This window comes from Planotetraspora sp. A-T 1434 (assembly GCF_025420585.1).
Classification (GTDB): Bacteria; Actinomycetota; Actinomycetes; order Streptosporangiales; family Streptosporangiaceae; genus JAOEGB01.
In genome coordinates, this window is record NZ_JAOEGB010000002.1 from 290,574 (window position 1) to 315,989 (window position 25,416).

The 25,416-nt window shown below is 70.0% G+C and carries 23 protein-coding genes; 4 read left to right on the forward strand and 19 right to left on the reverse strand.

Annotated elements, in window-relative coordinates; translation table 11 throughout:
* Window positions 1–121: 121 nt before the first annotated feature.
* The 6 genes from N5079_RS04655 to N5079_RS04680 all read right to left on the reverse strand — a co-directional run bounded on the left by N5079_RS04655 (window position 122) and on the right by N5079_RS04680 (window position 8,112).
* Window positions 122–1,984 (reverse strand): HNH endonuclease signature motif containing protein, encoded by a 1,863-nt coding sequence (locus N5079_RS04655; protein WP_261582138.1) that lies wholly within the window; start codon window positions 1,982–1,984, stop codon window positions 122–124.
* 389 nt (window positions 1,985–2,373) lie between these two features.
* Entirely contained in the window at window positions 2,374–3,297 is a 924-nt protein-coding gene (locus N5079_RS04660) for a LysR family transcriptional regulator (RefSeq protein WP_261582139.1), read from the reverse strand.
* 155 nt (window positions 3,298–3,452) lie between these two features.
* A complete protein-coding gene (locus tag N5079_RS04665; RefSeq protein ID WP_261582140.1) occupies window positions 3,453–3,803 on the reverse strand; it encodes a VOC family protein in 351 nt (116 codons plus the stop codon).
* A gap of 32 nt (window positions 3,804–3,835) precedes the next feature.
* Complete coding sequence (locus N5079_RS04670) at window positions 3,836–4,744, reverse strand: LysR family transcriptional regulator (RefSeq protein ID WP_261582141.1); 909 nt, start codon at window positions 4,742–4,744, stop codon at window positions 3,836–3,838.
* Window positions 4,745–4,787: 43 nt separating this feature from the next.
* Window positions 4,788–6,029, reverse strand: a complete 1,242-nt coding sequence (locus tag N5079_RS04675; RefSeq protein WP_261582142.1) for a class I SAM-dependent RNA methyltransferase — start codon at window positions 6,027–6,029, stop codon at window positions 4,788–4,790.
* A gap of 37 nt (window positions 6,030–6,066) precedes the next feature.
* On the reverse strand, window positions 6,067–8,112 hold the full coding sequence (locus N5079_RS04680; protein ID WP_261582143.1) for an APC family permease: 2,046 nt from the start codon (window positions 8,110–8,112) through the stop codon (window positions 6,067–6,069).
* Window positions 8,113–8,220: 108 nt separating this feature from the next.
* On the opposite strand from N5079_RS04680, the gene N5079_RS04685 reads away from it, so the two are divergent.
* Window positions 8,221–8,889 carry a potassium channel family protein gene (locus N5079_RS04685; RefSeq protein ID WP_261582144.1) on the forward strand — a complete coding sequence of 223 codons (669 nt, stop codon included), beginning with the start codon at window positions 8,221–8,223 and terminating at the stop codon, window positions 8,887–8,889.
* Entirely contained in the window at window positions 8,889–9,548 is a 660-nt protein-coding gene (locus tag N5079_RS04690; RefSeq protein ID WP_261582146.1) for a potassium channel family protein, read from the forward strand. Before N5079_RS04685 ends, N5079_RS04690 begins: the two co-directional genes overlap by 1 nt.
* A 70-nt stretch (window positions 9,549–9,618) precedes the next feature.
* Here the strand turns inward: N5079_RS04690 and N5079_RS04695 are convergent, their stop codons facing one another.
* The 6 genes from N5079_RS04695 to valS all read right to left on the reverse strand — a co-directional run bounded on the left by N5079_RS04695 (window position 9,619) and on the right by valS (window position 16,100).
* On the reverse strand, window positions 9,619–10,281 hold the full coding sequence (locus tag N5079_RS04695) for a DUF3159 domain-containing protein (protein ID WP_261582148.1): 663 nt from the start codon (window positions 10,279–10,281) through the stop codon (window positions 9,619–9,621).
* Between the two features lie 16 nt (window positions 10,282–10,297).
* The gene (locus N5079_RS04700; protein ID WP_261582149.1) at window positions 10,298–10,690 is read right to left on the reverse strand and encodes an OB-fold nucleic acid binding domain-containing protein; all 393 of its coding nucleotides are present in this window, start codon (window positions 10,688–10,690) and stop codon (window positions 10,298–10,300) included.
* 161 nt (window positions 10,691–10,851) lie between these two features.
* Window positions 10,852–11,535: a DUF3710 domain-containing protein gene (locus N5079_RS04705; RefSeq protein ID WP_261582150.1), complete on the reverse strand. Its 684-nt coding sequence runs from the start codon at window positions 11,533–11,535 to the stop codon at window positions 10,852–10,854.
* Window positions 11,536–11,559: 24 nt separating this feature from the next.
* Complete coding sequence (dut, locus tag N5079_RS04710) at window positions 11,560–11,997, reverse strand: dUTP diphosphatase (RefSeq protein ID WP_261582152.1); 438 nt, start codon at window positions 11,995–11,997, stop codon at window positions 11,560–11,562.
* Window positions 11,998–12,008: 11 nt separating this feature from the next.
* On the reverse strand, window positions 12,009–13,268 hold the full coding sequence (locus tag N5079_RS04715; RefSeq protein WP_261582153.1) for an AI-2E family transporter: 1,260 nt from the start codon (window positions 13,266–13,268) through the stop codon (window positions 12,009–12,011).
* Window positions 13,269–13,496: 228 nt separating this feature from the next.
* Window positions 13,497–16,100 (reverse strand): valine--tRNA ligase, encoded by a 2,604-nt coding sequence (valS, locus tag N5079_RS04720; RefSeq protein WP_261582154.1) that lies wholly within the window; start codon window positions 16,098–16,100, stop codon window positions 13,497–13,499.
* 69 nt (window positions 16,101–16,169) lie between these two features.
* Here valS and N5079_RS04725 point away from each other — a divergent pair, with 69 nt between their 5' ends.
* On the forward strand, window positions 16,170–16,487 hold the full coding sequence (locus tag N5079_RS04725) for a DUF4235 domain-containing protein (protein WP_261582155.1): 318 nt from the start codon (window positions 16,170–16,172) through the stop codon (window positions 16,485–16,487).
* A gap of 162 nt (window positions 16,488–16,649) precedes the next feature.
* Here the strand turns inward: N5079_RS04725 and N5079_RS04730 are convergent, their stop codons facing one another.
* The 5 genes from N5079_RS04730 to N5079_RS04750 all read right to left on the reverse strand — a co-directional run bounded on the left by N5079_RS04730 (window position 16,650) and on the right by N5079_RS04750 (window position 21,783).
* On the reverse strand, window positions 16,650–18,026 hold the full coding sequence (locus tag N5079_RS04730) for a trehalose-6-phosphate synthase (protein WP_261582156.1): 1,377 nt from the start codon (window positions 18,024–18,026) through the stop codon (window positions 16,650–16,652).
* A 260-nt stretch (window positions 18,027–18,286) separates the two neighbouring features.
* Window positions 18,287–19,039: a hypothetical protein gene (locus N5079_RS04735; RefSeq protein ID WP_261582157.1), complete on the reverse strand. Its 753-nt coding sequence runs from the start codon at window positions 19,037–19,039 to the stop codon at window positions 18,287–18,289.
* Window positions 19,040–19,058: 19 nt separating this feature from the next.
* The gene (locus N5079_RS04740; RefSeq protein WP_030505490.1) at window positions 19,059–19,358 is read right to left on the reverse strand and encodes a DUF4193 domain-containing protein; all 300 of its coding nucleotides are present in this window, start codon (window positions 19,356–19,358) and stop codon (window positions 19,059–19,061) included.
* A 261-nt stretch (window positions 19,359–19,619) separates the two neighbouring features.
* Window positions 19,620–21,086 carry a sensor histidine kinase gene (locus N5079_RS04745; protein ID WP_410007739.1) on the reverse strand — a complete coding sequence of 489 codons (1,467 nt, stop codon included), beginning with the start codon at window positions 21,084–21,086 and terminating at the stop codon, window positions 19,620–19,622.
* Between the two features lie 43 nt (window positions 21,087–21,129).
* A complete protein-coding gene (locus N5079_RS04750) occupies window positions 21,130–21,783 on the reverse strand; it encodes a response regulator transcription factor (RefSeq protein WP_261582159.1) in 654 nt (217 codons plus the stop codon).
* 242 nt (window positions 21,784–22,025) lie between these two features.
* Here N5079_RS04750 and N5079_RS04755 point away from each other — a divergent pair, with 242 nt between their 5' ends.
* Window positions 22,026–22,190 carry a hypothetical protein gene (locus N5079_RS04755; protein ID WP_261582160.1) on the forward strand — a complete coding sequence of 55 codons (165 nt, stop codon included), beginning with the start codon at window positions 22,026–22,028 and terminating at the stop codon, window positions 22,188–22,190.
* A gap of 82 nt (window positions 22,191–22,272) precedes the next feature.
* On the opposite strand, the gene N5079_RS04760 is transcribed toward N5079_RS04755, so the two are convergent.
* Both N5079_RS04760 and N5079_RS04765 read right to left on the reverse strand, forming a co-directional pair.
* Window positions 22,273–23,094: an inositol monophosphatase family protein gene (locus tag N5079_RS04760; protein ID WP_261582161.1), complete on the reverse strand. Its 822-nt coding sequence runs from the start codon at window positions 23,092–23,094 to the stop codon at window positions 22,273–22,275.
* Window positions 23,095–23,351: 257 nt separating this feature from the next.
* Window positions 23,352–25,358: an alpha/beta hydrolase family protein gene (locus N5079_RS04765; protein ID WP_261582162.1), complete on the reverse strand. Its 2,007-nt coding sequence runs from the start codon at window positions 25,356–25,358 to the stop codon at window positions 23,352–23,354.
* Between the last annotated feature and the right edge of the window lie 58 nt (window positions 25,359–25,416).

A 25,416-nucleotide genomic window follows, 5' to 3' on the forward strand; every position in this document is an offset into this window, starting at 1 on the left:
AGCCCTACCTCACGGGGCCCCAGCGCCATGCTGCAAGAAGCCCCAGGCGATGGCGCAGTCACGCACGCTCTCATTCCCGGGGACAGCGCACCTGCTCCCATACGTCGTGGCGCTCTTCGGCTCAGGTTCGGAATCGGGCGGCGTAGCGGCCTTTTCTGCCGAGGTGGGTGAGGGTCCAGGTGCCGTCGGGGTTGCGGTGGGTGGTGTAGCGGTCGGGGTGGGCGGCTTTGTCGCGGTTGTGCCAGGTGCAGGCGGGAGCCATGTCCTCCAGGTCGGTGGCGCTGCCGTTGATCCACCCGTTGACGTGGTCGATCTCGGCCATGTCGGCGGGGATCGCGCAGCCGTCGCAGTAGCAGGTGGCGTAGCGGGCGATCAACGCCTGGCGTTGGGCGGGGGTGGCCAGCCGTACCGCGCGGCCCATGTTCAGGACCTGTCCCTTGGCGTCCACGACCATGCGGACCAGGCGGGAGGTGCGGGCCAGCCGGTGCACGTCGGAGATCGGCAGCAGTTGCCCGGTCGCGATCAGCAGCCCGGGAGCGAGCCGGTCGGGGTGGTGTCCACACCTCCCACACGCCGCATCCCCCACCCCCTCACCCGCCTCCTCACCCGCAGCGCCACCAGCGTCCGCACCGGCGCCCGCTCCCACGTCGTTGCCGGCACCCGAGTCCGCGCTCGCGTCCGCGCCGGCACCCGTCCCCGCGTCCGCGCTGTCACAGGCCCCGTCTACCGTCTCTTGGTCCGTGCTCGCAGTCCGAGCGCTCGCTGCGGCCGAACCCGTGGCGTGGTCGCCCCTGGTGGGCTCGTCGTCGAGGTCGCCGTTGGGGTCTGCGGCTTCGGTGGCGGAGGTGGTGGGGTTGGTGGGCGTGAGGTCGTCGGGGAGGGATTCGGCGCGGACCAGGACCAGCAGTTCGGTGCTGACCTTCTTGCTCAACAGCGCGGCCAGCGCATCAGCCTGGCGGACCCGCAGCGGCCGGTCGTCGTCTTTGCCTTTGGGACGGGCGTAGGCGGCCAGGAACTCCCGCAGCCGGGCGGCCGCCTCACGCGGCAGCCGGAACTCGCCCTCCACCCCACCGGTGGAGGAGGGGCGGACCAGCAGGAACCGCGCCGCGTAATCGGCATCCGCCTCATCATCCAGGCTGCCGGGGTCGAGCAGCTCGCGCAGATACCGCCCGGCTTTGGCGATCTCGGCCGGGGTGGCATGGTCGGCCAGGTCCACCAGGATCGGCTCCACCAGCGCGACCTGCTCATCGGTCAACCGCGAGGTGACCTGGGTGATCGCATCAACCGACCCCTCCGGCAGGGTGCCGGCCGCGAACCGCCCCCGCACCACAGGCAACCGCGCCAGCTCCGTGGCCAGCCGGAGCAGCCGCGACGCCCCCGCACCCGTCATCCCCGCAGCGCCGCGCAGCCACGTCCCCGTCGAGGCATACCCAACGCTCTTGGCTTCCCCGGTGGCGTGGACCCGGCCCACCCGCGCGGCGACCGCCGAGATCAACCGGTCCCGCGCGTACAGCAACTCCTCAGCCTCGGCCAGACACACCGCGGCGGTGCCGGGAAGGTCGGCCACCGCCAGCCGGGACGCCAGCTCCCGCAACTCCGCCACCAGCACCCCCGACCCCACCGGCTGACCGCCAGACCCTTCACCACCAGACCCTTCACCGCCGGAGGAGGCACCGGCCCCCACGCGATCGCCCCACCCTGCGCGCCCTCCTGCCGACCCCGCAGGCCGCCCCGTCGGCCCGACCGGCCCACTTGAGCCTGCCGATCCTGGGGGATTGCTCGGGTACGCCTGGTGCTGCCAGGCGTCGCCGCACGCATCGTCGGCCGGGTCGTCGGCCGGGTCGTCGGCCGGGTCGTCGGCCGAGCGCTGCGGCGGGACGTAGTCAGGGTCCAGCACAGTGCCCCTGAGGATCTCGGGCAGCCCGCGCTTGGCGGCACGCGCCGTACGAGAGGAACCAAAGACATCGATCGGCCACCCGACCATCGAAAGGCACCTCCCCTGGGCTCCCACGGATCTCAAGAACTGCCCTCACGCTATCCAGCACCTACGACAAACCCGAGCTTGATCCACTACAAAAGCCCAGGCCAGGAGGGGAGTTAAAAGATCTACCAAACGCTACCCGCCCGTGGCGCCCGCTCCTGATCACAAACGACGACGGACCAACTAACACTTGGCAGCACAGACCGGTCCTCAGGCTCGGGACGCGACCGTACCGGGGCACGGATCCCTCAACGCGGGGCGAGCTTCCCGAGCAGATAGCTGTTCGCCCAGGTCGAGGAATCCGGACCCCACGCTGGCCCCGGGCAGCGCAGGAACGCCACCGCCACAGCCACCGCCAGCGACTCGCGACGCGCGACTCGCGACTCGCGCGACTACGAAGGGCCATCCGGCGACACCGGTGGGGAAAGTGGCACGACCAGATAGCTGTCGACCAGGTCGAGGAGTGCCCGGACGGCCGCGCTCGGGCGCCGGGCGGAGGAGGTCGCCACCGCCAGTGGCCAGATGAGGGTCGTATCCGACAGGTACACGATGGATAGGCCCGGTTCGGTCACGACGGCGAACTCGGGGACGACGGCGACGCCAAGCCCCTCCCGGACGAACGCGCAGCAGGTGGTGAGGTCCGGGACCTCCAGGGGGATGCGGCGCTCCAAGCCTGCCGCGGCGAAAACGCGGTCCACCATGACACGAGTGCTGTAGCCCGGCGGGAAGTCGACGAAGTTCTCCTGGGCCAGCCGGGCGAGGGCCACGTTGTGCTCGCCGGCGAGCGGGTGATCGGGGTGCATCACCAGCACCAGCCGCGCGTCGGCGAGCCGGTGCGCGGCGAGGGCCGAGGGCAAGCGGGCGGGCAGTGCGAGGATCGCGATGTCCAACTCGCCGGAGACCACCGCCTCCGCCAGGCCGCTGGAGCCGGTGGCGGTGAAGCGCAGCCGTACGGTGACCTCGGGATGCTCGCGGTGGAAGCGCCCGAGCAGCGCGGGGAGGTCCACGATGGGCATGGCGGGCAGCATGCCGATGCTGACGCTTCCGCTGAGACTGCCACCAGATCCTTGGACCGACTGGCGAACGGCTCGGGCCGCCTCCAGGAGACCACGGGCCTCGGGCAGGAGCACCGCCCCCGCGTCCGACAACGCCACCCGCTGCGCGGAGCGCTCGAACAGCGTCACCCCCAGCTCCCGCTCAAGCGACCGGATGGCCGCCGACACCGCCGACTGCACCACATGAAGCCGGCGGGCCGCCTTGGTGAAGTTCAGCTCCTCCGCGACCGCCACGAAATACTCCAGGTGGCGTAGGTCCACAGTCCAATTGTCACCGCCTGCCCCCGACGCTCTCCAATGTGCATCTGCAACGCCGCGCTCTGCATCACGTCAAGCGTGGCCGACGCCGTGATCCGGATCGCCCCTTAATCCCCCGACACGCCTCTCACACACCAGATCGGGCATACCGGGTGGGGTCACCTGCGGGCGCTCAGCACGCAGAACTCGTTGCCTTCCGGGTCGGTGAGGACCACCCACGGCTGGTCGCCTTGGCCGACGTCGGCCGGGCGCGCCCCCAGGGCGAGGAGCCGATCGACCTCCGCCTGCTGGTCCTCCGGACGGAAGTCGAGATGGAGCCGATTCTTCACTGTCTTGCCCTTGGGCACGGGCACGAAGATCAGTCCGGGCAGAATATCGGGAGCGATTCGGATCTCGTACTCGTCGTCGGCGTCGTTGACGACCACCCAGCCGAGCGCCTTGGCCCACCACTCACCCAGCGCCGCCGGATCGGCCGCGTCGACCACCACTTGCTCCCATATCAGGCTCATGCTCGATCACCCTACCCATTCCTACCGATTTACTACTGAAGCGCCCGGGTGACCGGCACGAGCACATAGCCGTCGACGAGATCGAGCAGTGCGCGGACGGCGGCACTCGGCCGCCGGGTGGCCGAGGTCGCCACGACCAGCGGCCAGATGAGGGTCGTGTCCGCCAGGTTCACCATGGACAGGCCGGGTGCGTCGACGACGGCGAACTCCGGGAGGAATGCGACGCCCAGGCCCTGCCGTACGAGCGCGCAGCAGGTGGTGAGGTCGGGGACCTCGAGGGTGATGCGGCGCTCCAATCCCGCCGCGACGAAGGCGCGGTCCACGATGGCCCGGTTGCTGTAGCCGGGTGGAAAGTCGATGAAGTCCTCCTCCGCCAGCCGGGCCAGCTCCACGCTTTCCTGCCCGGCCAGCGGATGGTCCGAGCGCGTCACCGGCACCAGTGGAGGGTCGGCGAGGCGGCGTGCGGCGAGGGTCGCGGGAAGCCGGCTGGACACCGCCAGGATCGCGATATCGAGCTCCCCGGAGGCAACCCCCTCCACCAGACCGGCGGAGCCGGTGCCGGGGATGCGAAGGCGCACGGTCACCTCGGGATGCTCCGCGTGGAATCGCCCGAGCAGCGCGGGGATGTCCACGATCGAGATGGCGGGCAGCATGCCGAGGCTGACGGTCCCGCCCAGTTGGCGGTCGGCCCCCTGGACCAGTTGCCGGGCGGCGGCGGCCGCTTCCAGGAGGCCACGGGCCTCGGGCAGCAGCGCAGCCCCCGCGTCCGACAACGCCACCCGCTGCGCGGAGCGCTCGAACAGCGTCACCCCCAGCTCCCGCTCAAGAGACCGGATCGCCGCCGACACCGCCGACTGCACCACATGAAGCCGGCGGGCCGCCTTGGTGAAGTTCAGCTCCTCCGCGACCGCCACGAAATACTCCAGGTGGCGTAGGTCCACCCCTCAATTCTGACCGCGTGGCCCCACCCTCAGATGCGGGCCCTCAGATCGACTCCTTGACCAGCAGCGCCACGCACTCCACGTGGTGGGTCATCGGATATTGATCAAAAGCCCGCAACCCGGCGAGGCGGTAGCCGTACGGGGCGAACCAGGCGATGTCGCGGGCCATCGTGGCCGGGTCGCAGGACACGTAGACGATGCGGGGGGCGTCCAGCGTGGCCACACGGTCGACGACGGGGCGGCCCAGCCCCGCTCTGGGCGGGTCGGCGACGACCAGGTCGGCCCGCTCGATCTCCAGGCGATCGAGCGCCTCCTCGACCCTCCCCCGCTCGACTCTCGCCTGCGGCAGGTCGCGCAGGTTCCACCGCGCGTCCTGTACGGCCTGCGCTTCGGACTCGATGCCGAGCACGGCCCCGCCGGGGCCCACGGCCTCGGCGAGCCCGGCGGCGAACAGCCCGGCACCGCAGTAGAGGTCGAGCGCCCACTCGCCCTCCTCCGGCTGCCCGAAGTCGAGCACCGCGTCGAGCAGGGTGGCCGCCGCGCCCGGATGGACCTGCCAGAACCCGCTGGCGGTCACCCGGAAGTCCCGGCCGCCGACGCGCTCGACGAGCGACGCCTGGCCGCTGAGCGCCCGGGTCCCGCGCTTGCCCTCGTCGAGCAGGACCGACGCGTCCACGTCCGGTACGGCTGCCGCCCGGTGCGGCCGGGGCTCGATGATGACCGCCCTGCCGCCGCCGGACGACGCGACCGCCTCGACGGAGGCGGCGCCACGCCACGTCAGCGCCTCGACGCCGATCTCCTCAACGGCGGGATGGGCGATCGGGCAGTGGCCGATGTGCTCGATGTCATGGGACCGGTGGCGGCGCAGACCGGCGGAGCCGTCCCGGTCGGCGGCGAACCGCACCCGGGTCCGCCAGCCGAGGCCGTCCGGAGCGCCCGGCACCTCCTCGACCAGGACCTTCCAGTCGATCCCCGCCAGCCGCTGGAGCTGCTCGGCGACGACGTCGGCCTTCAGCCGCCGCTGGGCGTCGAGCGAGGCGTGCTGCCAGTCGCAGCCGCCGCACCGGCCGGGGCCACTGAACGGGCACGGCGGGGTGACCCGGTCCGGTGAGGGCTCCAGGATCTCCACGGCGTCCGCCCGCAGGAAACGCGCGGTCTCCTCGGTGATCTCGGCAAGGACCCGTTCCCCCGGCAGCGCGTGCCGTACGAACACAACGCGGCCCTCATGCCTGGCCACGCACCAGCCGCCGTTGGCGACGCCTCCCACGGTCAGCTCAATCGGCACGACCGCCCCCTTCCCTTCCGGGCCTTCGCTGGGTCAATCATGCCTTGACCTGGTCATCCTTGGCTGCGGGCTGGTGATAGGAGCGGCGGGCCGCGCCTGGCGCCACCGGCTCGCGGCGGCCCTTCAGGCGGTCCGAGGAGGCGAGCTGCCACGGCACGCTCGTCACCATGACGCCGGGCTTGAACAGCAGCCGGCCCTTGAGCCGCAGCGCGCTCTGGTTGTGCAGCAGGTGCTCCCACCAGCGGCCCACGACGTATTCCGGGATGTAGACCGTCACCACGTCGCGCGGCGAGCGGCGGCGCAGCGACTTCACGTAGTCGAGGATCGGCCCGGTGATCTCGCGGTAGGGCGAGTCGAGGATCTTCAACGGCACCGGGATACCCCGGCGGTCCCATTCCTCATGCAGCTTGGCCGCCTCGTCGGCGTCCACGCTGACCGTGACCGCCTCAAGGGTCGAGGGCCGGGTCGCCTTGGCGTACGCCAGGGCGCGCAGCGTGGGCTTGTGGATCTTGGAGACGAGCACGATGGCATGGTTGCGCGCGGGCAGCAGCGACTCGTCGATCTCGCCCTCCTCGGGCGCGGCCAGTTCGTCGGCCACCCGGTCGTAGTGGTGCCGGATGCCCTTCATCATCAGGAACAGCACGGGGATGGCGATGCAGACGATGTACGCGCCGTGGGTGAACTTGGTGAGAAGGACGACGACGAGGACGAGACCGGTCATGATGCCGCCGAAGCCGTTGATGACGCGGGAGCGCATCATCCGGAAGCGGGCCTTGGGGTCGGTCTCGGTCTTAAGATGGCGCGTCCAGTGCAGGACCATGCCGGTCTGGCTCAGTGTGAAGGAGACGAACACGCCGACGATGTAGAGGTTGAGCAGCTTGCTGACATCGGCGTTGAACGCCCAGATCAGCAGGCCCGCTCCGGCGGCGAGGATGACGATGCCGTTGCTGAACGCCAGGCGGTCGCCGCGGGTGTGGAGCTGGCGCGGCAGGTACCGGTCCTGGGCGAGGATCGAGCCGAGCACCGGGAAGCCGTTGAACGCGGTGTTCGCGGCGAGGAACAGGATCAGCGCGGTGACCGCGGCGATCACGACGAACGGGATGGAGCCGTCTCCGAAGACGGCCGAGGCGACCTGCGCGATGATCGGCTGCTGGTAGTAGCCCGGACCGGCGGGATGGCCGTTGATCAGAATGTCCCTGGCGACGTTGGCGGGATCGGTGACCTTCACCCCGGACTTCAGGCCGAGGAAGATGATCCCGCTGAACATCGTGACGGCGATGACGCCCATCATGAGCAGCGTCGTCGCGGCGTTGCGGCTCTTGGGCTTGCGGAAGGCCGGGACGCCGTTGCTGATCGCCTCGACGCCGGTCAGCGCGGCACATCCGGACGAGAACGCGCGCAGGACGAGGAACGCCAGCGCGAACCCGGCCAGGTCGGTCTTCTCGGTCACGATCGTGTAGTCGGCCGTTGGCGCGCGCAGGGGCTCGCCCAGCACGAGAAGCCGGAACATGCCCCAAAGGATCATGAGGATCACCGCCGCCATGAAGGCATAGGTGGGGACGGCGAACGCCACGCCGGACTCGCGGATGCCGCGGAGGTTCATGACGGTGAGCAGGACGACGATCCCGATCGCCACCAGTGGCCGATGCTCGGCGACGAACGGGATGGTGGCGCCCACGTAGTCGGCGCCGTTGGCCACCGAGACCGCGACGGTCAGCACGTAGTCGACGAGCAGCGCGCTCGCGACGGTCAGCCCGGCGTTCGGCCCGAGGTTGGTGGTCGCGACCTCGTAGTCGCCGCCGCCGCTTGGGTAGGCGTGCACGTTCTGCCGGTAGGACGCGACGACGACCAGCATGACGAGGACGACCGCCGCCGCCACCCAGGGGCTGTAGCTGTAGAAGGTGGCCCCGGCCAACGACAGGATGACCAGGATCTCCTGCGGGGCGTAAGCGACGGACGACAGCGCGTCGCTCGCGAAGACCGGCAGAGCCACCCGTTTGGGCAGCAACTGGTCGTGGAGCTGCGTGCTGCGGAGAGCACGCCCCACGAGAAGCCGCTTGACAAGATCCGTCACCTTGGACACGTCTGTTGAGCCTAGTCCTTCTGCGCCGCGCCCGGCTGACGCGGTCCCGGACCAAGCGCGACATACTGTCTGGAATAGGAGTCCGCCACCAACCCACGGCGGGGAAGCATGCATATTGTGATCATGGGATGTGGGCGGGTCGGCTCGACCCTAGCCCATATTTTGGAGGACAACGGACACTCGGTCGCCATCATCGACCGGGATCCGCAGGCGTTCCGCCGCCTCCGCGCCGGATTCCGCGGACGGCGGGTCACCGGGATCGGTTTCGACCGCGACGTCCTGGAGGAGGCGGGCATCGGATCGGCCGCCGCCTTCGTCGCCGTCAGCAGCGGAGACAACTCCAACATCATCTCCGCCCGGGTGGCGCGTGAGATGTTCGGCGTCGACAACGTCGTCGCCCGCATCTACGATCCCCGCCGGGCCGAGGTCTACCAGCGGCTCGGCATCCCCACGGTCGCCACTGTACGGTGGACCGCCGACCAGATCCTGCGCCGGGTGCTTCCCGAGGGCGCCGAGCCGCTCTGGCGCGACCCGACCGGGACGGTGATCCTGGCGGAGGTGGCCTTCAACCAGGGCTGGATCGGCGTCCGGGCCAAGGCAGTCGAGGAGGCCGCGGGCGCCCGCCTCGCCTTCGTCAACCGGATGGGCGAGTCCCTGGTGCCCAAGGACGACACCGTGATCCAGGAGGGCGACATCATCCACCTGGTCGCGGCCGAGAACGACATGGACCGGATCAACAAGGTGCTGTCAAGCCCGCCGTCCGACGAGGAGCACTGATGCGCGTCACCATCGCCGGCGCGGGCGCCGTCGGCCGTTCCATCGCCGCCGAGCTCCTGGAGAACGGCCACGAGGTCCTGCTCATCGACATCGACCCTCGGGCCATCAAGATCGACAGCGTTCCGAGGGCCGAGTGGCTCCTCGCCGACGCCTGCGAGATCTCCTCGCTCGACGAGGCCGGGCTGAACAGCTGCCAGGTCGTGATCGCCGCCACCGGCGACGACAAGGTCAACCTGGTCGTCTCGCTGCTCGCCAAGACGGAGTACGGCGTGCCGCGCGTGGTCGCGCGGACCAACCACCCCAAGAACGAGTGGCTGTTCAACGAGTCCTGGGGGGTCGACGTCGCCGTGTCGACGCCGCGCCTGCTGTCGGCACTGGTCGAGGAGGCGGTCAGCGTGGGCGACCTCGTGCGGCTGATGACCTTCCGGCAGGGTCAGGCCAACTTGGTCGAGCTGACCCTGGCCGAGGACGCCCCCGTGGTCGGCCAGCGGGCCGGGTCGGTCCCCTGGCCGGTGGACGCCGCCCTGGTCGCGATCCTGCGCGAGGGCCGGGTGCTGGTCCCCTCGGCCGACGACCCGCTGGAGGCCGGTGACGAGCTGCTGTTCGTCGCCAACCAGGAGGTCGAGCACGAGCTGGCCCACCTGCTCTCCTCGCACTGACGCTTCACGCCGGTACGGCTGCCGCCCGCGGGCGGCAGCCGTACCGGGAAGATTCAGGCGGGCTGAAGTTTCAGGCGGCGGGCTGGAGCGGCGTCCGGCCGCGGGCGAGGACCCAGACCATCGCGGCCAGGCCGGCCACCTGGAGCGGCCAGCCGAGGGCGATCTTCGCGATTCCGAGCGCGGTCACCTGTCCCGCCCAGTAGAACGGCAGCTGCACCACCACGCGGATCAGGCAGGGCAGCATCAGCAGCCACGTCAGCCGCGAGCAGAGCCGGACCAGGGCGGAGTCGCTGTGCCAGGCCGTCGGATCGCCGGTCACCGAGCCGATGAGGAAGCCCACGATCGGCCAGCGGACGATGATCGACAGCAGCATCCCGGCGGCGTAGGCGCCGTTATAGAGGATGCCCGGCAGGAAGACGTCCTTCGCCTCACCGCTGCGTGAGGCGAAGAAGGCCCCGATGCCGATGCCGACAAGGCTGTTCAGCACGAACTGCGGCGTGGACCGCTGCGCGAGCCGTACGAGCAGAAGGGCCACCGCCGCGGCGATGCTGACGATCAGCGAGGGCTTGAGCTCGCTGGTCGCGACCCACATCCCGGTGAAGACGATCGTGGGAACCGCCGCCTCGACGATTCCCCGTTTGCCGCCCAGCGCCTTGGACAGCTGGGCACGAACGGCCGCCTCCACAGTTACGTGCGCCGCCGCGGGCGCGGCCGTCATGTCCGCTGTGCTCATTCGGTCTCCTGGGAGATCAAGGGCCACCCGCCGGGCGAAGCTCGTAGCGGGGATTGAACATGACCTTACGGCCGTCCTGGAAGCTCACCAAGCCTTCTGCCCGCACGACACGGCCGGGCTCGATGCCGACGATCTTCCGGCGGCCCAGCCAGACCAGGTCGATCACGTCGGACCCGTCGTACAGCTCGGCTTCGAGCGCGGGCGCGCCGCCACGGGGCCGCAGCGTCACGGTCCGCAGCGTGCCGGCCACGCAGAACCGCTGCCGCTCCCCGCACGAGGCGATGGGAGTGGCGCCCTGGCGTCCGAGATCCTCGCGGAGCTCGGCGGCCTCCAGCTCGGCCTGGCTTGTGGTCAGCCGCTGAAAAAAGCCCCGCAGTCCGCCCCGTTTGGCAGGCTCCGGCGTGCTCATCGGTCGGTCACCAGCTTCCTCGCTCACAGTCCCGAGGATCCCTCGGCATGACTTCCCAAGGGTAGAGGACCGTCTGTCCGCAGCCTACTTGAGCGCACGCCATGCCTGAAGGACGCAAATGGGCAGGGCTTGCACCGGAGGTCGTCAACAGCACTCTTCCGTCAACGGGTTTCGGTGATCTCCGGACCGCGCTCGAAGGGCTTGAACTCCTCCTGCTGGGCCGCCTGCTGCTCCATCGCCTGCCGCGCCTCGGCCGGCAGCCGGAGCTGGATCGGCTCCTTGGGCGCCATCGGCTCGTCGCCCCTGACCACCACGACGCCGCGCACGACACTCTCCAGAGTCTCGGCGGCGGCGGCGTCGATGGCCGCGCGGCCACTGATGACCGCCCGCAGGAACCAGCGGGGCCCGTCGACCCCGATGTAGCGGACGGGCTGCGGGCCCGTAGATCCGGACTGGCCCTGACCCGGGACCTTGGCCGCCAGCTCGACGCCGAACGGCCCCTCCTGCTCCTGGACCGTGCCACCCGCGGCGGTCACCTCACGGGCGAGCTCGGCGCGGACCTCGTCCCAGATGCCGCTGCGCTTGGGCGCGGCGAACGCGTGCACCTGCAGGGCGCTCTCGTCCACGAGGACGACCGCGCCGTCGATGTGCTCACCCGCCAGGCTGAGCTGCACCTCGAAGCCAGGGCCGATGGGCAGGTGAAGACCGCCCAGATCGACCCTCTCGGCCTCCGGATAGCTGTCCTGGACGTCCCAGGGGCCTGTTGTGCGCGTGGGAGCGGAGGGCCCCTCCTCCGCGACGACCGGTGCCGTCTCCTCCTCCGCGCGTCGCCGGCGTCGGAACACGTCTTTCACCCTCTTCTGTCTGTGTCAGCTGCCGGTTGACCCGAAGCCGTTGGCGCCACGGACGGAGCCCGGCAGCCGGTCCACCTCGTAGAAAGCCGCCTTCTCCACCCGCTGGATGACCAGTTGGGCGATGCGGTCGCCGCGCTTGAGCCGGACGGCGTCCTTGGCGTCTGTGTTGATCAGAGTCACCTTGATCTCGCCGCGGTAGCCGGCGTCGACGGTGCCCGGCGCGTTCACCAGGGTCACGCCGAACCTCGCCGCCAGTCCCGAACGGGGATGCACGAACGCGGCGTAGCCGTCGGGAAGCGCGATGGCGACTCCGGTGCCGACCACGGCCCGCTCCCCGGGCAGCAGCTCGACGTCCTCCGCGGCGTACAGGTCCGCCCCCGCGTCACCGGGATGGGCGTACGACGGCAGCGGCAGCCCGCTGTCGAGCCGGTGGATCAGCACCTCAACGCTCATGAGGCAAGACCCTACCCCTTGCGCTGCGGAGACACGGCCTCTCCCGGGTCAGTCGCCGGGCGGGGTCCCGGAGCGGCGGGACCGGGCAACGGCCGCACCTCCCCCGGCCGGGGCTCGGCCGCCGTGACACCCGCGGGGGCTCCGGCGGCTCTTCCGGCTCTCTCTGCTCCTTCGGCTCCTTCGCTGCCGGCCTCGCCGGCCGGCGGGAGCGCGGGCTGGTCCCGGCGGAGCTCGGGCAGCGCCCGGTAGATCACCGCGGTCAACGGCACCGCGACCGCGGCCCCCGCGATTCCGCCCAGCACACCGCCCACGGCGAGGACCAGGATGATCGCCAAGGGATGAAACGCCAGCGCCCGTCCGACGATGAGCGGCTGCAGGACGTGGTTCTCCAACTGCTGTTCGACCACGAGCACCCCGACGAAGATCAGCGCGTACACCCAGCCCTGGGACCCGAAGGTCACGAGGGTCGCGATGGTGCCCGCGAAGAAGATGCCGACGATCGGGATGAAGCTGGCGAAGAACACCAGCACCGCCAGGGGCGCCCACAGGGGCACCCGCATCCCGGCCAGGACGATGCCGATGACGACGCCGTGGATCGCCGCGACGACCACGGTCCCGTGGACGTAGTGGGAGATCGTCACCCAGGCCGCCCGCCCGGCGCGGTCCACGCGCGGCGCGGCGCCCCCGAAGGCGCGCAGGAACCACGCCCAGATGCGGTCGCCGTCCTTCAGCAGGAAGAAGGTGACGAACAGCAGCAGGACGATGGAGGCCAGCACCTCGACGACCGCCGTCGCCCCGGTCAGCAGCGTCTGCGTGAGCTGGCTGCGCTGCTCGTTGATCTGCTGACTGAGCTGGTCGACCATACCGGCCAGCTGGGCCTCCTTGAGGTGGAGCGGCCCGTGGAGCAGCCAGTCCTGGGCGTTGCGGGCGGTGAGCTGGATCTGCTCGACCAGCCGCGGGAACTCCTCGTTGGCGCGCACGCCGATCAGGAAGCCGATGCCGACGATGACCGCCAGGCCGAGCAGCATGGTGAGCCAGGTGGCGTATATCGGCCGCAGCCCCGCGCCGCGCAGCCGCCTGGTCAACGGGAACAGCAGCGCGGTCAGCAGGAAGGCGACGGCCACGGGAATCACGACGAAACTGAGCCGGGCCACTATCGACGAGAAGACATAGATCATCGCGCCGAGCAGCAGCACCCGCCAGCTCCATGCGGCCAGGGTGACCAGAACCTGGGGCACACCCTCGCTGTCACGCTTGTTTTGCGAGATCACGCGTCCAGCCTGTCACGTTCCCATGCCGAACGCGCACGGGTTTTACCCGGCCCTGTACTTGGCCGCCCCACCCCCTCCCGGGTGATCACGCAGAGGTTCCCCGGCGTGCACCCTGACCTGCGCAGTCTCTACTCGTGATCTGGCATGAGACAAGATGGCGCGTGATCACACAAAGAATTTGCGCAGGTCAGCGGCTTTGAAGAGGAACTCGTGCATGATCAGGCGACGTCAGGACGACAGCGTGGTGACCGCCGTGAGGGGGACGTCGGCGGAGTCCGAGCCGGCGGTGTCGAGGATGAACTCCTCCACGTTGCCGGCCGCGCACAGGTCGTCCTGGGCGTGCCGTACGAGATCGGCCCGGTGGCCGGAGACGACCAGGCGGGAGACCTCCGCCCGCATGGACACGCGAGCCTCCGACTTGGCCCGGCGGACCATGCGGAGCACCTCGGCCACGGCTTCCAGCACCGCCGGATCGCCCGCCGGGCCCACCCCGTCCGCCGACGGCCGGGAAGCCTCGTCCCCTGACGGCCAGGAAGCCTCGTCCACTGACGGCCAGGAGGCTCGGTGCACCGAGCCCGGCCGCCACCACGACCAGACCTCCTCGGTCACGAAGGGCAGGAACGGCGCGAACAGCCGGAGCAGCACGCCGAGCGCCCGGCGCAGGGCGGCGACGGCCGAGGCGTCCCCGGTGTAGGCCCTGGCCTTGACGAGCTCCAGGTAGTCGTCGCAGAACTCCCAGAAGAACCGCTCGGTCCGCTCCAGCGCCCGCGTGTAGTCGTAGCCCTCGAAAGCGTCCGTGGCCTCCGCCACCACGGCCCGGAGGGCCGCCAGCATCGACAGGTCTACCGGCTCGGTGACGTCCGTCGAGCCGGTGGACTCGAAACCGAGCACGAACCTGGAGGCGTTCAGGATCTTGATGGCCAGGCGGCGGCCGATCTTGATCTGTCCCGTGTCGAAGGCGGTGTCGGTGCCCGGCCGCCCGCTGGCCGCCCAGTAGCGGACCGCGTCCGAGCCGTACTCCTCGAGCAGGCCCATGGGGGTGACCACGTTGCCCTTGGACTTCGACATCTTCTTGCGGTCCGGGTCGAGGATCCAGCCCGAGATCGCCGCGTGCTTCCAGGGCAGCCCGCCGTGCTCCAGGTGCGCCCGGACGACCGTGGAGAACAGCCAGGTCCGGATGATCTCGTGTGCCTGGGGCCGCAGATCCATCGGGAAGACCCGGCGGAAGAGGTCGTCGTCGCGCTCCCATCCTCCGGCGATCTGCGGCGTGAGGGACGACGTCGCCCACGTGTCCATGACGTCCGGGTCGGCGACGAAGCCGAAGGGCCTGCCGCGCATGTCGGCGGTGAATCCCGGCGGCACGTCACTGGACGGGTCGACCGGCAGGGCCGGCTCCGGCGGAGTGATCGGGGCCTCGTAGATCGGCTCGCCCTCGGAGTCGAGCGGGTACCAGACCGGGATTGGCACGCCGAAGAACCGCTGGCGGGAGATCAGCCAGTCGCCCGCGAGGCCCTCGACCCAGTTGTCGTAGCGGACCCGCATATGCGGCGGGTGCCAGGTCAGCTCCCGGCCGCGATCGAGCAGGTCGCGGCGCAACTCCGCGTCACGGCCGCCGTTGCGGACGTACCACTGCCGGGTGGTGACGATCTCGAGCGGCCGGTCGCCCTTCTCGTAGAACTTCACCGGCCGCTGGATCTTGCGCGGCTCGCCGTCCAGATGGCCGGACTCCCGCAGCATCTCCACGATGCGCTCCCGCGCGCTGTGCACGGTCTTCCCCGCCAGCTCCTTGTACGGCTCGGCCGCCACACCGTGGGGAGCCTCGGGGAGCAGGCGGCCGTCCCAGCCGATGACGGGCCGGGTGGGCAGGTCGAGCTCGCGCCACCAGGTGACGTCGGTGATGTCGCCGAAGGTGCAGATCATGGCGATGCCAGAGCCCTTGTCCGGCTCGGCGAGGTGATGCCCCACAACGGGGACCTCGACCCCGAAGATCGGCGTGTGGACCGTCGTGCCGAACAGCGGCCGGTAGCGCTCGTCGTCCGGGTGGGCCACCAGCGCCACGCAGGCCGGGACCAGCTCGGGCCGGGTGGTCTCGATCCACACCCGGTCGCCGAACCCCTGGTCACGCTGGGCCTGCGACAGGTCGAAGCCGATGCGGTGGAAGGCACCGGGCCACTCCCGGTCCTCCAGCTCGGCCTGGGCGACCGCCGTACGGAACGTCACGTCCCAGAGCGTCGGTGCCTCGGAGACGTAGGCCTCGCCGCGGGCGAGGTTGCGCAGGAAGGCGCGCTGCGAGGCGGCCCGGGCGCGGGCGTCGATCGTGGCGTAGGTCATCGACCAGTCGACGGACAGGCCGAGCCGGCGCCACAGCTCCTCGAACGCCTTCTCGTCCTCGGCCGTCAGCCGTTCGCACAGCTCGATGAAGTTCCTGCGCGAGATCGGCACCTGCCGCTTGGGATCGGGCTTCCCGGGCGGCTCGAACGACGGGTCGTACGGCATCGACGGGTCGCAGCGCACGCCGAAGTGGTTCTGCACGCGGCGCTCGGTGGGCAGGCCGTTATCGTCCCAACCCATCGGGTAGAAGACCTCGCGCCCGCGCATGCGCTGGAAGCGGGCGACCGTGTCCGTGTGCGTGTAGGAGAAGACGTGTCCGACGTGAAGAGAGCCGGACACGGTCGGCGGCGGGGTGTCGATCGAGTAGACCTCGTCCCTGCTCCGGGACCGATCGAACCGGTAGGTCCCGTCGGCTTCCCAGCGGGCTGCCCATACCGTCTCCAGGCCGTCGAGAGTCGGTTTCTCGGGCATGGCGGAAAGGCGCGGTCGCTGTTCGGTCATGCCTCCCAATGTTATGGCGTGCGCAACACCGCCGCGGGGAGACACTAAGGTCGTTATCGAGGAGGAATCATGGCGGATATCACGCGGGATGCGCGGCGTGAATTGGGTGTGTCCGAGAAACCGGACATGCAGTGGCGGATCGTGGGCGGCCTCGTGGGCCTCGCCGTGGGGTTCGCCTCGCGCAAGGTGCTCTCCTTCGCCTGGGAGAAGGCCACCGGAAAGAAGCCCCCGGCGAGTGCCGACTCGCTGGAGATCGGCCTCGGTGAGGCGATCGCCTATGCCGTCGTGATGGGGTTGGGCATGGAGATCACCCGCATCGTGACCACCCGCGCCGCCGCGAAGAAGTGGCGGTCGTGGAAGGACGCGGCCAAGGACATCACAGCCTAAAAGCCCCTACGGCTGGACCGACCCGTCCGGGCATGCCGGGAAACGCCCGGCATGCCCGGAAATCCTCGCTGCGGCCCTCTTCTCGGAAGACAGCCGGCTGCTCGGGAGTGAACGGCCCTGGTCGACGCCCGGGAAGGCCCTGATTCGACTCCGGGTAACGGCCTAGCTGGACTCCAGGGCCGTGAGGAAGTCGCTGGCCCACTTGTCGACGTCGTGCGTGGCGACCCGCCGCCTGAGCGAGCGCATCCTGCGCGACAGCTCGTGCGGGGTCGCCCGCATCGCCGCCAGCATCGCCCTCTTCATGCCGTCGATGTCGTACGGGTTGACCAGGAATGCCTGCCGCAGCTCGTCGGCGGCCCCGGCGAACTCACTGAGCACGAGCGCGCCGCGCAGGTCGTGCCGGCACGCGACGTACTCCTTGGCCACGAGGTTCATGCCGTCACGCAGCGGGGTGACCACCATGACGTCCGCCGCGCAGTAGAGCGCCGCCAGCTCGTCCTTGGTGTACGACTGGTGGAGGTAGCTGATCGGCTGCCGGCCCAGCATGCCGTGCTCGCCGTTGATCCGGCCCACCTTCAGCTCGATGTCGTTACGCAGCCGGATGTACTCCGCGACGCGCTCCCGGGTGGGCGTGGCGACCTGCACGAACGCCGCCTCGCCCGGCTTGATCGCGCCGTCGCCGAGCAGCTCGCCGAACGCCTTGAGCCGCTGGCCGATCCCCTTGGTGTAGTCGAGCCGGTCGACGCCGAGCAGCACGTGCTCCGGGTCGCCAAGCTCGGCCCGGATCTCCTTGGCCCTGGCCAGGATCCTCGGCTCGCGGACGAGCTGGTCCAGCTCGCCGAAGTCGACCGAGATCGGGAAGGCCTCGGCGCGCACGGTGCGGCCGTCGACCAGGATCTCGTTGCGGTAGTTCTGCAGGCCCAGCAGCCGGCGGCAGAGCCGGATGAAGTTCGAGGCGCCGCCCGGGCGCTGGAAGCCGACGAGATCGGCGCCGAGCAGCCCCTCGATGATCTCGTTGCGCCACGGGAGCTGCCAGAACAGCTCCACGGGCGGGAACGGGATGTGCAGGAAGAACCCGATCTTCAGGTCGGGCCGGAGTTTGCGCAGCATGGCGGGCACGAGCTGGAGCTGGTAGTCCTGCACCCAGACCACCGCGCCCGGCGCGGCGGCGTCGGCGGCGGCGCGGGCGAACCGGTCGTTCACGGCCCGGTAGGCGTCCCACAGCACGCGGGAGTAGACCGGAGTCGCGACGACGTCGTGGTAGAGCGGCCACAGGGTGGCGTTGGAGAACCCCTCGTAGTAGAGCTCCATCTCGAGAGCCGAGAGCGGCACCGGGATCAGGTGCATGCCGTCGTCCTCGAACGGCTTGAGCTCCTCCCCCGCCGCTCCCGTCCAGCCGAGCCAGGCCCCATGACGCCGCTGCATGACGGGCGCGATGGCGGTGACCAGTCCGCCGGGGCTGCGACGCCACTCATTCTCGCCCACCCGGTCCACCGGAAGCCGGTTAGCGACGATCAGAAACGAGCTGGTGCCACGCATGAAGCCCCTCCAGGGTCGCCTGAGCCCACCATACGAAAGGCCAGTGCGATCGCCCATACCCGTAATGACGTGCACAATTCCTGATAGGTCGTGTGAGAATGATCTCACGCAGCTCACGGCGGGTGGCGAAGAGGTTTAGACCAATCGGTGACACTTCCATACCAGGCGGCAGGACGAGATCCCGACGGTGATCAGGCGGGCGCGCGGGCACCCCAGGCGAGCGTTTCAGACGGGCGCGCGGGCACCTCAAGCGAGCGTTGTCAGGCGGGCGGGAGCGCGCGCTGCCGGCGCAGATCGGCCCGTACGGCTTCCGCGAGCCGCTTGGTGGCCGCCCGGTTGAGCGCGCCACCGGCGACCGCGCCGGTGAGGAAGGGGCCAAGCGTGGTGAGATGCCTGCCCAGCGTCCGCATCAGGCGGTTGCGCAGCGCGGTCTTCGCCGCGGCGCCGAGGGCGAGGGTGGCCGATCCCGGGGCGAGGGGGTTGATGCCCCGTTGTCTGGACCATGCCGCGGTGTAGGCCGCGGCGCGCTGCGACCCGTTGCCGGGGATCTGCACGCCGTACACCTCGTGCAGTTCGGCGAGGAGCTTCACCTCGATGGCGGCGACTACGAGCGTCTCGGCCACGAGCTGGGCGGGGGCGGACAGGAGGAGGGGCGGAGCGGCGAACTCGGCGGCGGCGAGCGCTCCCCCGACGGCGCCGACGGCCATGGTGGCCTTGGTCGCCGTACGGACGAGGTCGTCGGCCAGTTGCTCTCCGGTGAGCCCGTAGTGGTGTTCCTGAAGGGTCGCGCGGTCCCTGATGGGTAAGCGCGGCGCGATGTTCATGAACACGTCGGCGAGCCACCGGCCGCGGCCTGTGCCTGACTTGCCGGCCTTCCTGGCGGATTGCGAAAGCGCCCTGCTGAGGCGGCCGAGCAGCCGACGCCGCTCGGCCCCGTCCGTCTCCTCAGGGGCCACGAGTTTACCGACGAGATCGGCAACCTCTTCGTGTGATCGATCCGCTCCGGAAGTCACGGACCCTCCTAAGAGTCTCCTAGGCCGCGCACTCGCGGCAGACCTGCTGGCCGTTCTTCTCGGAGGCCAGCTGGCTGCGGTGGTGCACCAGGAAGCAACGCGAGCAGGTGAACTCGTCGGCCTGCCGAGGAATCACCCGGAGCGAGAGCTCCTCGTTCGACAGGTCAGCCCCTGGCAGCTCAAGCGACTCGGCAAGGTCCGTCTCGTCGATGTCGATGCTGCCCGACGACTTGTCGCTGCGCCGTGCCTGGAGTTCCTGAAGACTGTCCTCATTCAGGTCATCGTCAGTCTTGCGCGGGCTGTCGTAGTCGGTAGCCATTTGCGTACTCCATCCCCCTCATCTATCTGTCTGCGCCGTGTCGCGCGTTTTCAACGCTCGGAAGGCCGATGTTGTGCCCGCGGGATCCGGGAGATTTTGCAATCGGTACCCCGCTTCGACGAACACTGAACCTCCCGACACGCGGGGGGTATGCCGTACAAGGCTCCGGTTAGCCAAATATGGCGAAAACCACAGTATCGACGGTATGACCCACCGCGTTTCGACGGCACATCCAACCACATGTACGGCGCGCACGCTCCATCAGCGCGCCGACTGCGGCATTCCGGAGGTGGCCCCGGTCCCCGAGAGACGTACCGTCATCACGAGCCCTCCGCCGTCACGGGGGACGGCGGCGACCGATCCGCCGTGCGCCCGGACGATCGCGCGCACGATGGACAAGCCCAGCCCCGCGCCTTTGGCGGATTGGACCCGGTCGGCGTTCAGTCTCCGGAACGGCTCGAACAGGCTCTCCACCTCATACGCGGGAACGTGCGGTCCCGTGTTCGCGACCTGAACAACGGCACCCCCGTCCACAATTCCCGTCCGGACCCAGACTTTTCCTGAGGGGCCAGAGTTGTGCTTGATGCCGTTCTCCACCAGGTTCGACACGCACCGTTCCAGGAGAACCGGATCACCTGTCGTGGGAGCGGGGTGCAGGTCGTATTCGACCGTGACGTTCTCCTCGGCCGCGAACGGCGCCAGTTGCTCGACGGCCGTCCTGGCCACCTCCTGGACGTCCACGGGCTTGCGGACCGACAGCGCCCGCTCGCTGCGGGCCAGGAGCAGCAGCCCCTCGATCAGCCGCTCGTTGCGGGCGGTGGTGCCCAGGAGGGTGCGTCCGAGCACCTTGAGGTCTTCGGACGCCTCGGGGTCGGAGAGGGCGACCTCCAGGACGGTCCTGTTGATCGCGAGCGGGGTCCTGAGCTCGTGTGAGGCGTTGTCCACGAACCGTCTCTGCGCGTCGAACGCCGTGTTGAGCCGGGTCAGCATCGCGTCGAAGGTGTCCGCTAGCTCCTTGAGCTCGTCGTCGGGCCCGGTCAGGCCGATCCGCTCGTGGGCCAGCGAGGTCTCCGACAGCTTCCGCGCCGTCGCCGTCATCGTCTTGATCGGCCGCAGCGCCCTGTCCGCCACGACGTATCCAAGTATGAGCGCGAGAATGCCCACCCCCAGCAGCGCCATGAGCGATCTGGTGAGCAGGTGGGCACGCGCGGACTGGATGGCGTAGTTCTGCGCCTGGGTCCACCAGCCCTGAGCCCACTCGGCATACCCGGCGGGCGCGCCGTCGGGCACGCCGATCTCCGGCCATGCGGCGCTGATCGACAGACCCACCAGCGTGTACATCACGAACAGGAGCAGGGCTCCGGCGACGAAGAACAGCGCGCCGTAGGTGAGCGTCAGCCGCCAGCGGATGCTCACGCGCCCCTGGAGAGCCCTGATCTCGTCGATGAGAGTGGGCTTCACCGGGTGGGCGTTCAAGGGCGGGGGGCCGTCCCAGGCGGGCGGGCCGCTGGGTGGAGGCGCGACCTGGCTGCGATACGGGCCCGTGCCCATCGGAGACGACATCCGCCTTGCAAGGCCGCCGCCGAGGGTCTCGGCACGCCATCCCGCCTCGGCGTCACCGCCCGGGGGGAGGATCCGCGGGCTCGCCGCCCTGTCCCCCGTCACCGCCTTGTCCCCCTTGTCCCCCTTGTCCCCGGGCCCGGTGCCGGGCTCACGCGGTGGAGTCATGACCTCGCCTCCCGGGACGTCATCGGAAGATTGCCCCGCCCGGTCACAGCCGGTATCCCACTCCGGGGACGGTCTCGATGGCCTGCGGCTCACCGAGCTTCTTGCGGAGCGTCATCATGGTCACCCGTACGACGTTGGTGAACGGGTCGATGTGCTCGTCCCACGCCTTGTCGAGCAGGTCCTCCTGGCTGACGACGGCGCCCTCGGCGCGCATCAGCTCCTCCAGGACGGCGAACTCCTTCTTGGTCAGCGCGATCTCCTTGCCCTCCCTGGTGACCAGGCGCTTGCCCGGGTCCAGGCGGATCCCGGCGCGCTCCAGCACGGGCGGCAGCGGAGGGGAGGAGCGCCGGCCGAGGGCGCGCACCCGGGCGATCAGCTCCATGAAGACGAACGGCTTGGCGAGGTAGTCGTCGGCGCCCAGCTCCAGCCCCTCGACCTTGTCGTCCACGTCGCCGGCGGCCGTCAGCATGATGATCCGCGACGCCGACCGCTGCGCGACGAGCCGGCGGGCCACCTCGTCACCGTGGACCTTGGGCAGGTCGCGGTCGAGCACGATCACGTCGTAGTCGATGTATCCGGTCTTCTCCAGCGCGGCCGCGCCGTCGTACGCGACGTCCACGGCCATCGCCTCACGGCGGAGTCCGGTGGCGATCGCGTCAGCGAGCACCCGTTCGTCCTCCACCACAAGCACCCGCATCAAGATCCTCCTCAGCTGGAACGACGCCTTCATTGTGGCCGTATTCGACGTAAGCGGACGGTAAGCGGTTCCCTGGCTCTACGTGAGGTAGAGCACAGGAATTCGATGGTTTGAGGCTGTACCCCCTATGGGTAAGGGCTCGGCTACACCCCAATTGTCGTGTGCCGGGGAAGGCGCGCTCTCCCCAGGATCCGCTGCGGGGTCTGTGCACGACGCTTTCGCCCCCTGAGAAAGAAGGTGAGATGGGCGAGTTCACGACCACGATCGAAACCCGGCTCGACCAGGCCTACAAAGGTCTAGAGGAGGCCACGTCGAACGGGGACGATTTCCTCGCCGACACCCTCACCGCCGAGATCGAAGACCTGCGGCGTCTCGCAGACGATCACGGCGTGCCGATCCAGCGTTAAACGACGACCAGGGACGCGGGGGCTCGCCTCAGGGCGGGCCCCCGCGTCGTGTCTCCGGCCGGCACCGGCGAGAGGCTCATGATCAGTCGTGTTCGGGGTCGAGGGACACGAGCAGGTCGTGGAGGTCCTCGAAGAGCCCGGGGGCCGCGCACACCGCCATCTCGACGCTCGGCGGCCTGCCGTTGAGACCCGCGATGCGGGCACCCGCCTCGGCCGCGATGAGTCCCCCGGCCGCGTGGTCCCAGTAGTTGGTGCCGCGCTCGTAGTAGGCGTCCACCCGTCCCGAGGCGACCGAGCAGAGGTCGATCGCGCAGGAGCCGCCGCGCCTGATGTCACGGACCCTCGGAAGCACCTGGGACAGCACCTCCGCCTGAACGCGGCGCCGTTCCGCCGCGTAGCCGAACCCGGTGGCGACCAGCGCCCGGTCGAGCGGAACCCCGGTGTTGCACCGCAGCCGCTCTCCGGCCAGCCACGCTCCCCCGCCCTTGGACGCGGTGAACAGCTCGCCGCGCGGGACGTTGTTCACCACGCCCGCGACGATCTCGCCGTCCACCTCGACGGCGATGCTGACGGCCCAGTCGGGCACGCCGTACAGGAAGTTCACGGTGCCGTCGATCGGGTCGACCACCCAGCGGGCGCCTCCGTCGCCGGGCGTGGCGCCGCCTTCCTCGCCCAGGATCGCGTCGTACGGCCTGGCCTGGCCGACGCGGGTGCGGATCAGCTGCTCGGCGGCCCGGTCGAGGGCCGTCACGACGTCGGTCGGGCTGGACTTGGTCGCCAGAACCTCGGGCCGGGCGGGACGCTTGGCGAGGAGCATCTGGCCTGCCTCCTCCGCGATGGCCACCGCCAGTTCCAGCAGCCCCGCCCCCTCGGCGTGATCATGCACAGGTTCCCGATCACCCATTCCGACCTTCCCCCTCCTGGTACGTGATCATGCACGGGTTCCCGATCATCGCGTGCGGCCAGCGCGGACACGGTCCGCGATCATGCAGTCGGGACGATGCTGATACTTCTTCGCATTTACGCATAAGTCAGCGTATTTACCGACTGCATGGTCACGAATGGCATCCTCCCAGATCAACAGCCATGATCCGGAATGTGTGCATGATCACGCACCAGGAGGGGGCAGGGGGCGATACCTGCCACAGAACCTGTGCATGATCACGCCGTGGAGGTGGGCCGGGTCCAGGGGGCGCCGAGCACGTGGTGTTCCAGAAACGCCAGCACGGTCTCGTACCAGGCCACGGCGTTGCCCGGGTTGAGCACCCAGTGGTTCTCGTCCGGGAAGTAGAGGAACTTCGACTCGACCCCGGAACGCTGGAGATCCCACCAGAGGCGCAGCCCCTCGCCGATCGGGACGCGGTAGTCCTTGTCCCCGTGGATCACCAGCATCGGAGTGGTGATCTTGTCCAGCGAGTGGTGGGGGGACAGCCGCGCGAGACGGTCGGAGCCCGGCCTGCCGAACTCCCGCTGCCAGTACATCGAGGCGTCCGTCGTCCCGGCGAACTGGTCGAGGTTCCAGAGCGACGCGTGGGTCACGATGGCCTTGAACCGGTCGGTGTGCCCGGCCACCCAGTTGGCCATGTAGCCGCCGAAGGAGCCGCCCATGGCCGCGATCCGCTGGTCGTCGATGTCCGGCCGCTTGAGGCACTCGTCCGTGATCGCCATCAGGTCGCCGTGGGTGACCGGCCCCCACTCGCCCCATCCCCTGTCGATCATCGCCTGGCCGTAGCCGGTGGACAGGCAGGGGTCCGGGAGCAGCACGGCATAGCCGTTCTTCGCCATGATCCACGGGTTCCAGCGCCACGACCAGTCGTTCCAGCTGCCCAGCGGTCCCCCGTGGATCCACAGCAGGAACGGCGCGGGGCTCTCGGCCGAGGCGCCGGCGGGCAGGACGAGCCAGCCGCGGATCTCGGTGCCGTCGTCGGCGACCGCGCTCACCTCGGTCAGCGTGCCCGGCAGGTCCAGAGCGGGCGTGGGCGAGGGCAGATCGGTGACCGAACCGTCCGGGGAGATCCGCACGGGCCGCGGCGGCGAGTCGACCGCGCCGCGCAGCGCGTAAAGCGAGCCGTCGGGAGCCGGACACAGGTCGTAGTAGGCCCCGTCGTCCGGAGTGAGCCTCTCGACCGGCGAATCGAGCGAGACATCCAGGGGGATGCGGAAGACCGGGCGGCGGCCCAGGTGGTCGGCGGCGACGAAGAGCGCGTCCGACGAGGGCGCCCACGCTACGGCGGCCGGGAACAGCTCGCCCCCGAGCGCCCGGCCCTCCCCCGTCGCCAGGTCGACGACCCACAGCTCGGCGGAGGACGACACCGTCTCGGTGGCGTGCCGTTCCCTCGTGCAGGCGACGAACCGCCCGTCCGGGGAGACCACCAGGGGGCCGCCGAAGTCGTGGGACTCCGACGCGGCGAGCGTGCGGCGGGAGCCCGGGCCGGCGGCCACGTCGAAGGCGGCCAGCTCGTGCCGCGACTCGCCGTTCGGGAGCGGGACGCGCCAGGTGGTGATCACCGTGGAGCCGTCAGGCGTGAGAGCGAAGTCGGCGTTGTCGAGAGCCCTGCCCGGCTCGGGCGTCAGGTCCACGGCGCCGTCGAACGCGCCCTCCGCCCCCGGCCCGTCGCCGGCGGCGGCCGCGAACAGCCGGGTCTCCGCCGGACCGAGGTCGTGGTCCCAGTAGCGGATCGGGTAGCTCTCGTGCAGGATCGCGCTGATCCCGGCGTCCTTGCGGGCCTTGCGGCGCTCCTCCTCCGTGGCGGCGTCACCGGGGAGGACCTGGGCCGCGTAGACGACGGTCCCGCCCGCCGCCCGCACTCCCCCGATCCCGCCGGGCCGCGTCGCGATCCGCCGGGGCTCGCCGCGCTCGGGCAGCAGCCACAGCGCCGGGACCTCCTCGTCACCGTCCTTGACCGTCGCGTCGGGCCGCCGGGAGACGAACAGCACCTCGCCCCCGGGGGCGAACTGCGCGCCCGCCTCTCCCTTCGCCGACCTGGTCAGCCGGTACGGCGTGGCGTCCGGGTCGAGTGGGATCTCCCACAGGGCCGTGCCGTACGACTTCCCGTCGGGGTTGAGGGACTGGACCACGGACACGAGCCGGGTCCCGTCGGGCGAGAGCCGCAGCGACACCACACGCGGCAGGGCAACGTAATTACGGATGTCAGGAAATTGGCTCACCGATCGAACCTACCCGGATCTTCGGGCCGTCCCCAACGCTTTACGCCTCCCGCGTAGG

Bases quoted from the DNA above. Each gene is read 5' to 3' on its own strand.
- N5079_RS04655 (WP_261582138.1), bottom strand. From the start codon at position 1,984: ATGGTCGGGTGGCCGATCGATGTCTTTGGTTCCTCTCGTACGGCGCGT.
- N5079_RS04665 (WP_261582140.1), bottom strand. From the start codon at position 3,803: ATGAGCCTGATATGGGAGCAAGTGGTGGTCGACGCGGCCGATCCGGCG.
- N5079_RS04685 (WP_261582144.1), top strand. From the start codon at position 8,221: ATGCATATTGTGATCATGGGATGTGGGCGGGTCGGCTCGACCCTAGCC.
- N5079_RS04690 (WP_261582146.1), top strand. From the start codon at position 8,889: ATGCGCGTCACCATCGCCGGCGCGGGCGCCGTCGGCCGTTCCATCGCC.
- N5079_RS04695 (WP_261582148.1), bottom strand. From the start codon at position 10,281: ATGAGCACAGCGGACATGACGGCCGCGCCCGCGGCGGCGCACGTAACT.
- N5079_RS04700 (WP_261582149.1), bottom strand. From the start codon at position 10,690: ATGAGCACGCCGGAGCCTGCCAAACGGGGCGGACTGCGGGGCTTTTTT.
- dut (WP_261582152.1), bottom strand. From the start codon at position 11,997: ATGAGCGTTGAGGTGCTGATCCACCGGCTCGACAGCGGGCTGCCGCTG.
- valS (WP_261582154.1), bottom strand. From the start codon at position 16,100: ATGACCGAACAGCGACCGCGCCTTTCCGCCATGCCCGAGAAACCGACT.
- N5079_RS04725 (WP_261582155.1), top strand. From the start codon at position 16,170: ATGGCGGATATCACGCGGGATGCGCGGCGTGAATTGGGTGTGTCCGAG.
- N5079_RS04730 (WP_261582156.1), bottom strand. From the start codon at position 18,026: ATGCGTGGCACCAGCTCGTTTCTGATCGTCGCTAACCGGCTTCCGGTG.
- N5079_RS04740 (WP_030505490.1), bottom strand. From the start codon at position 19,358: ATGGCTACCGACTACGACAGCCCGCGCAAGACTGACGATGACCTGAAT.
- N5079_RS04745 (WP_410007739.1), bottom strand. From the start codon at position 21,086: ATGACTCCACCGCGTGAGCCCGGCACCGGGCCCGGGGACAAGGGGGAC.
- N5079_RS04750 (WP_261582159.1), bottom strand. From the start codon at position 21,783: ATGCGGGTGCTTGTGGTGGAGGACGAACGGGTGCTCGCTGACGCGATC.
- N5079_RS04755 (WP_261582160.1), top strand. From the start codon at position 22,026: ATGGGCGAGTTCACGACCACGATCGAAACCCGGCTCGACCAGGCCTAC.
- N5079_RS04760 (WP_261582161.1), bottom strand. From the start codon at position 23,094: ATGGGTGATCGGGAACCTGTGCATGATCACGCCGAGGGGGCGGGGCTG.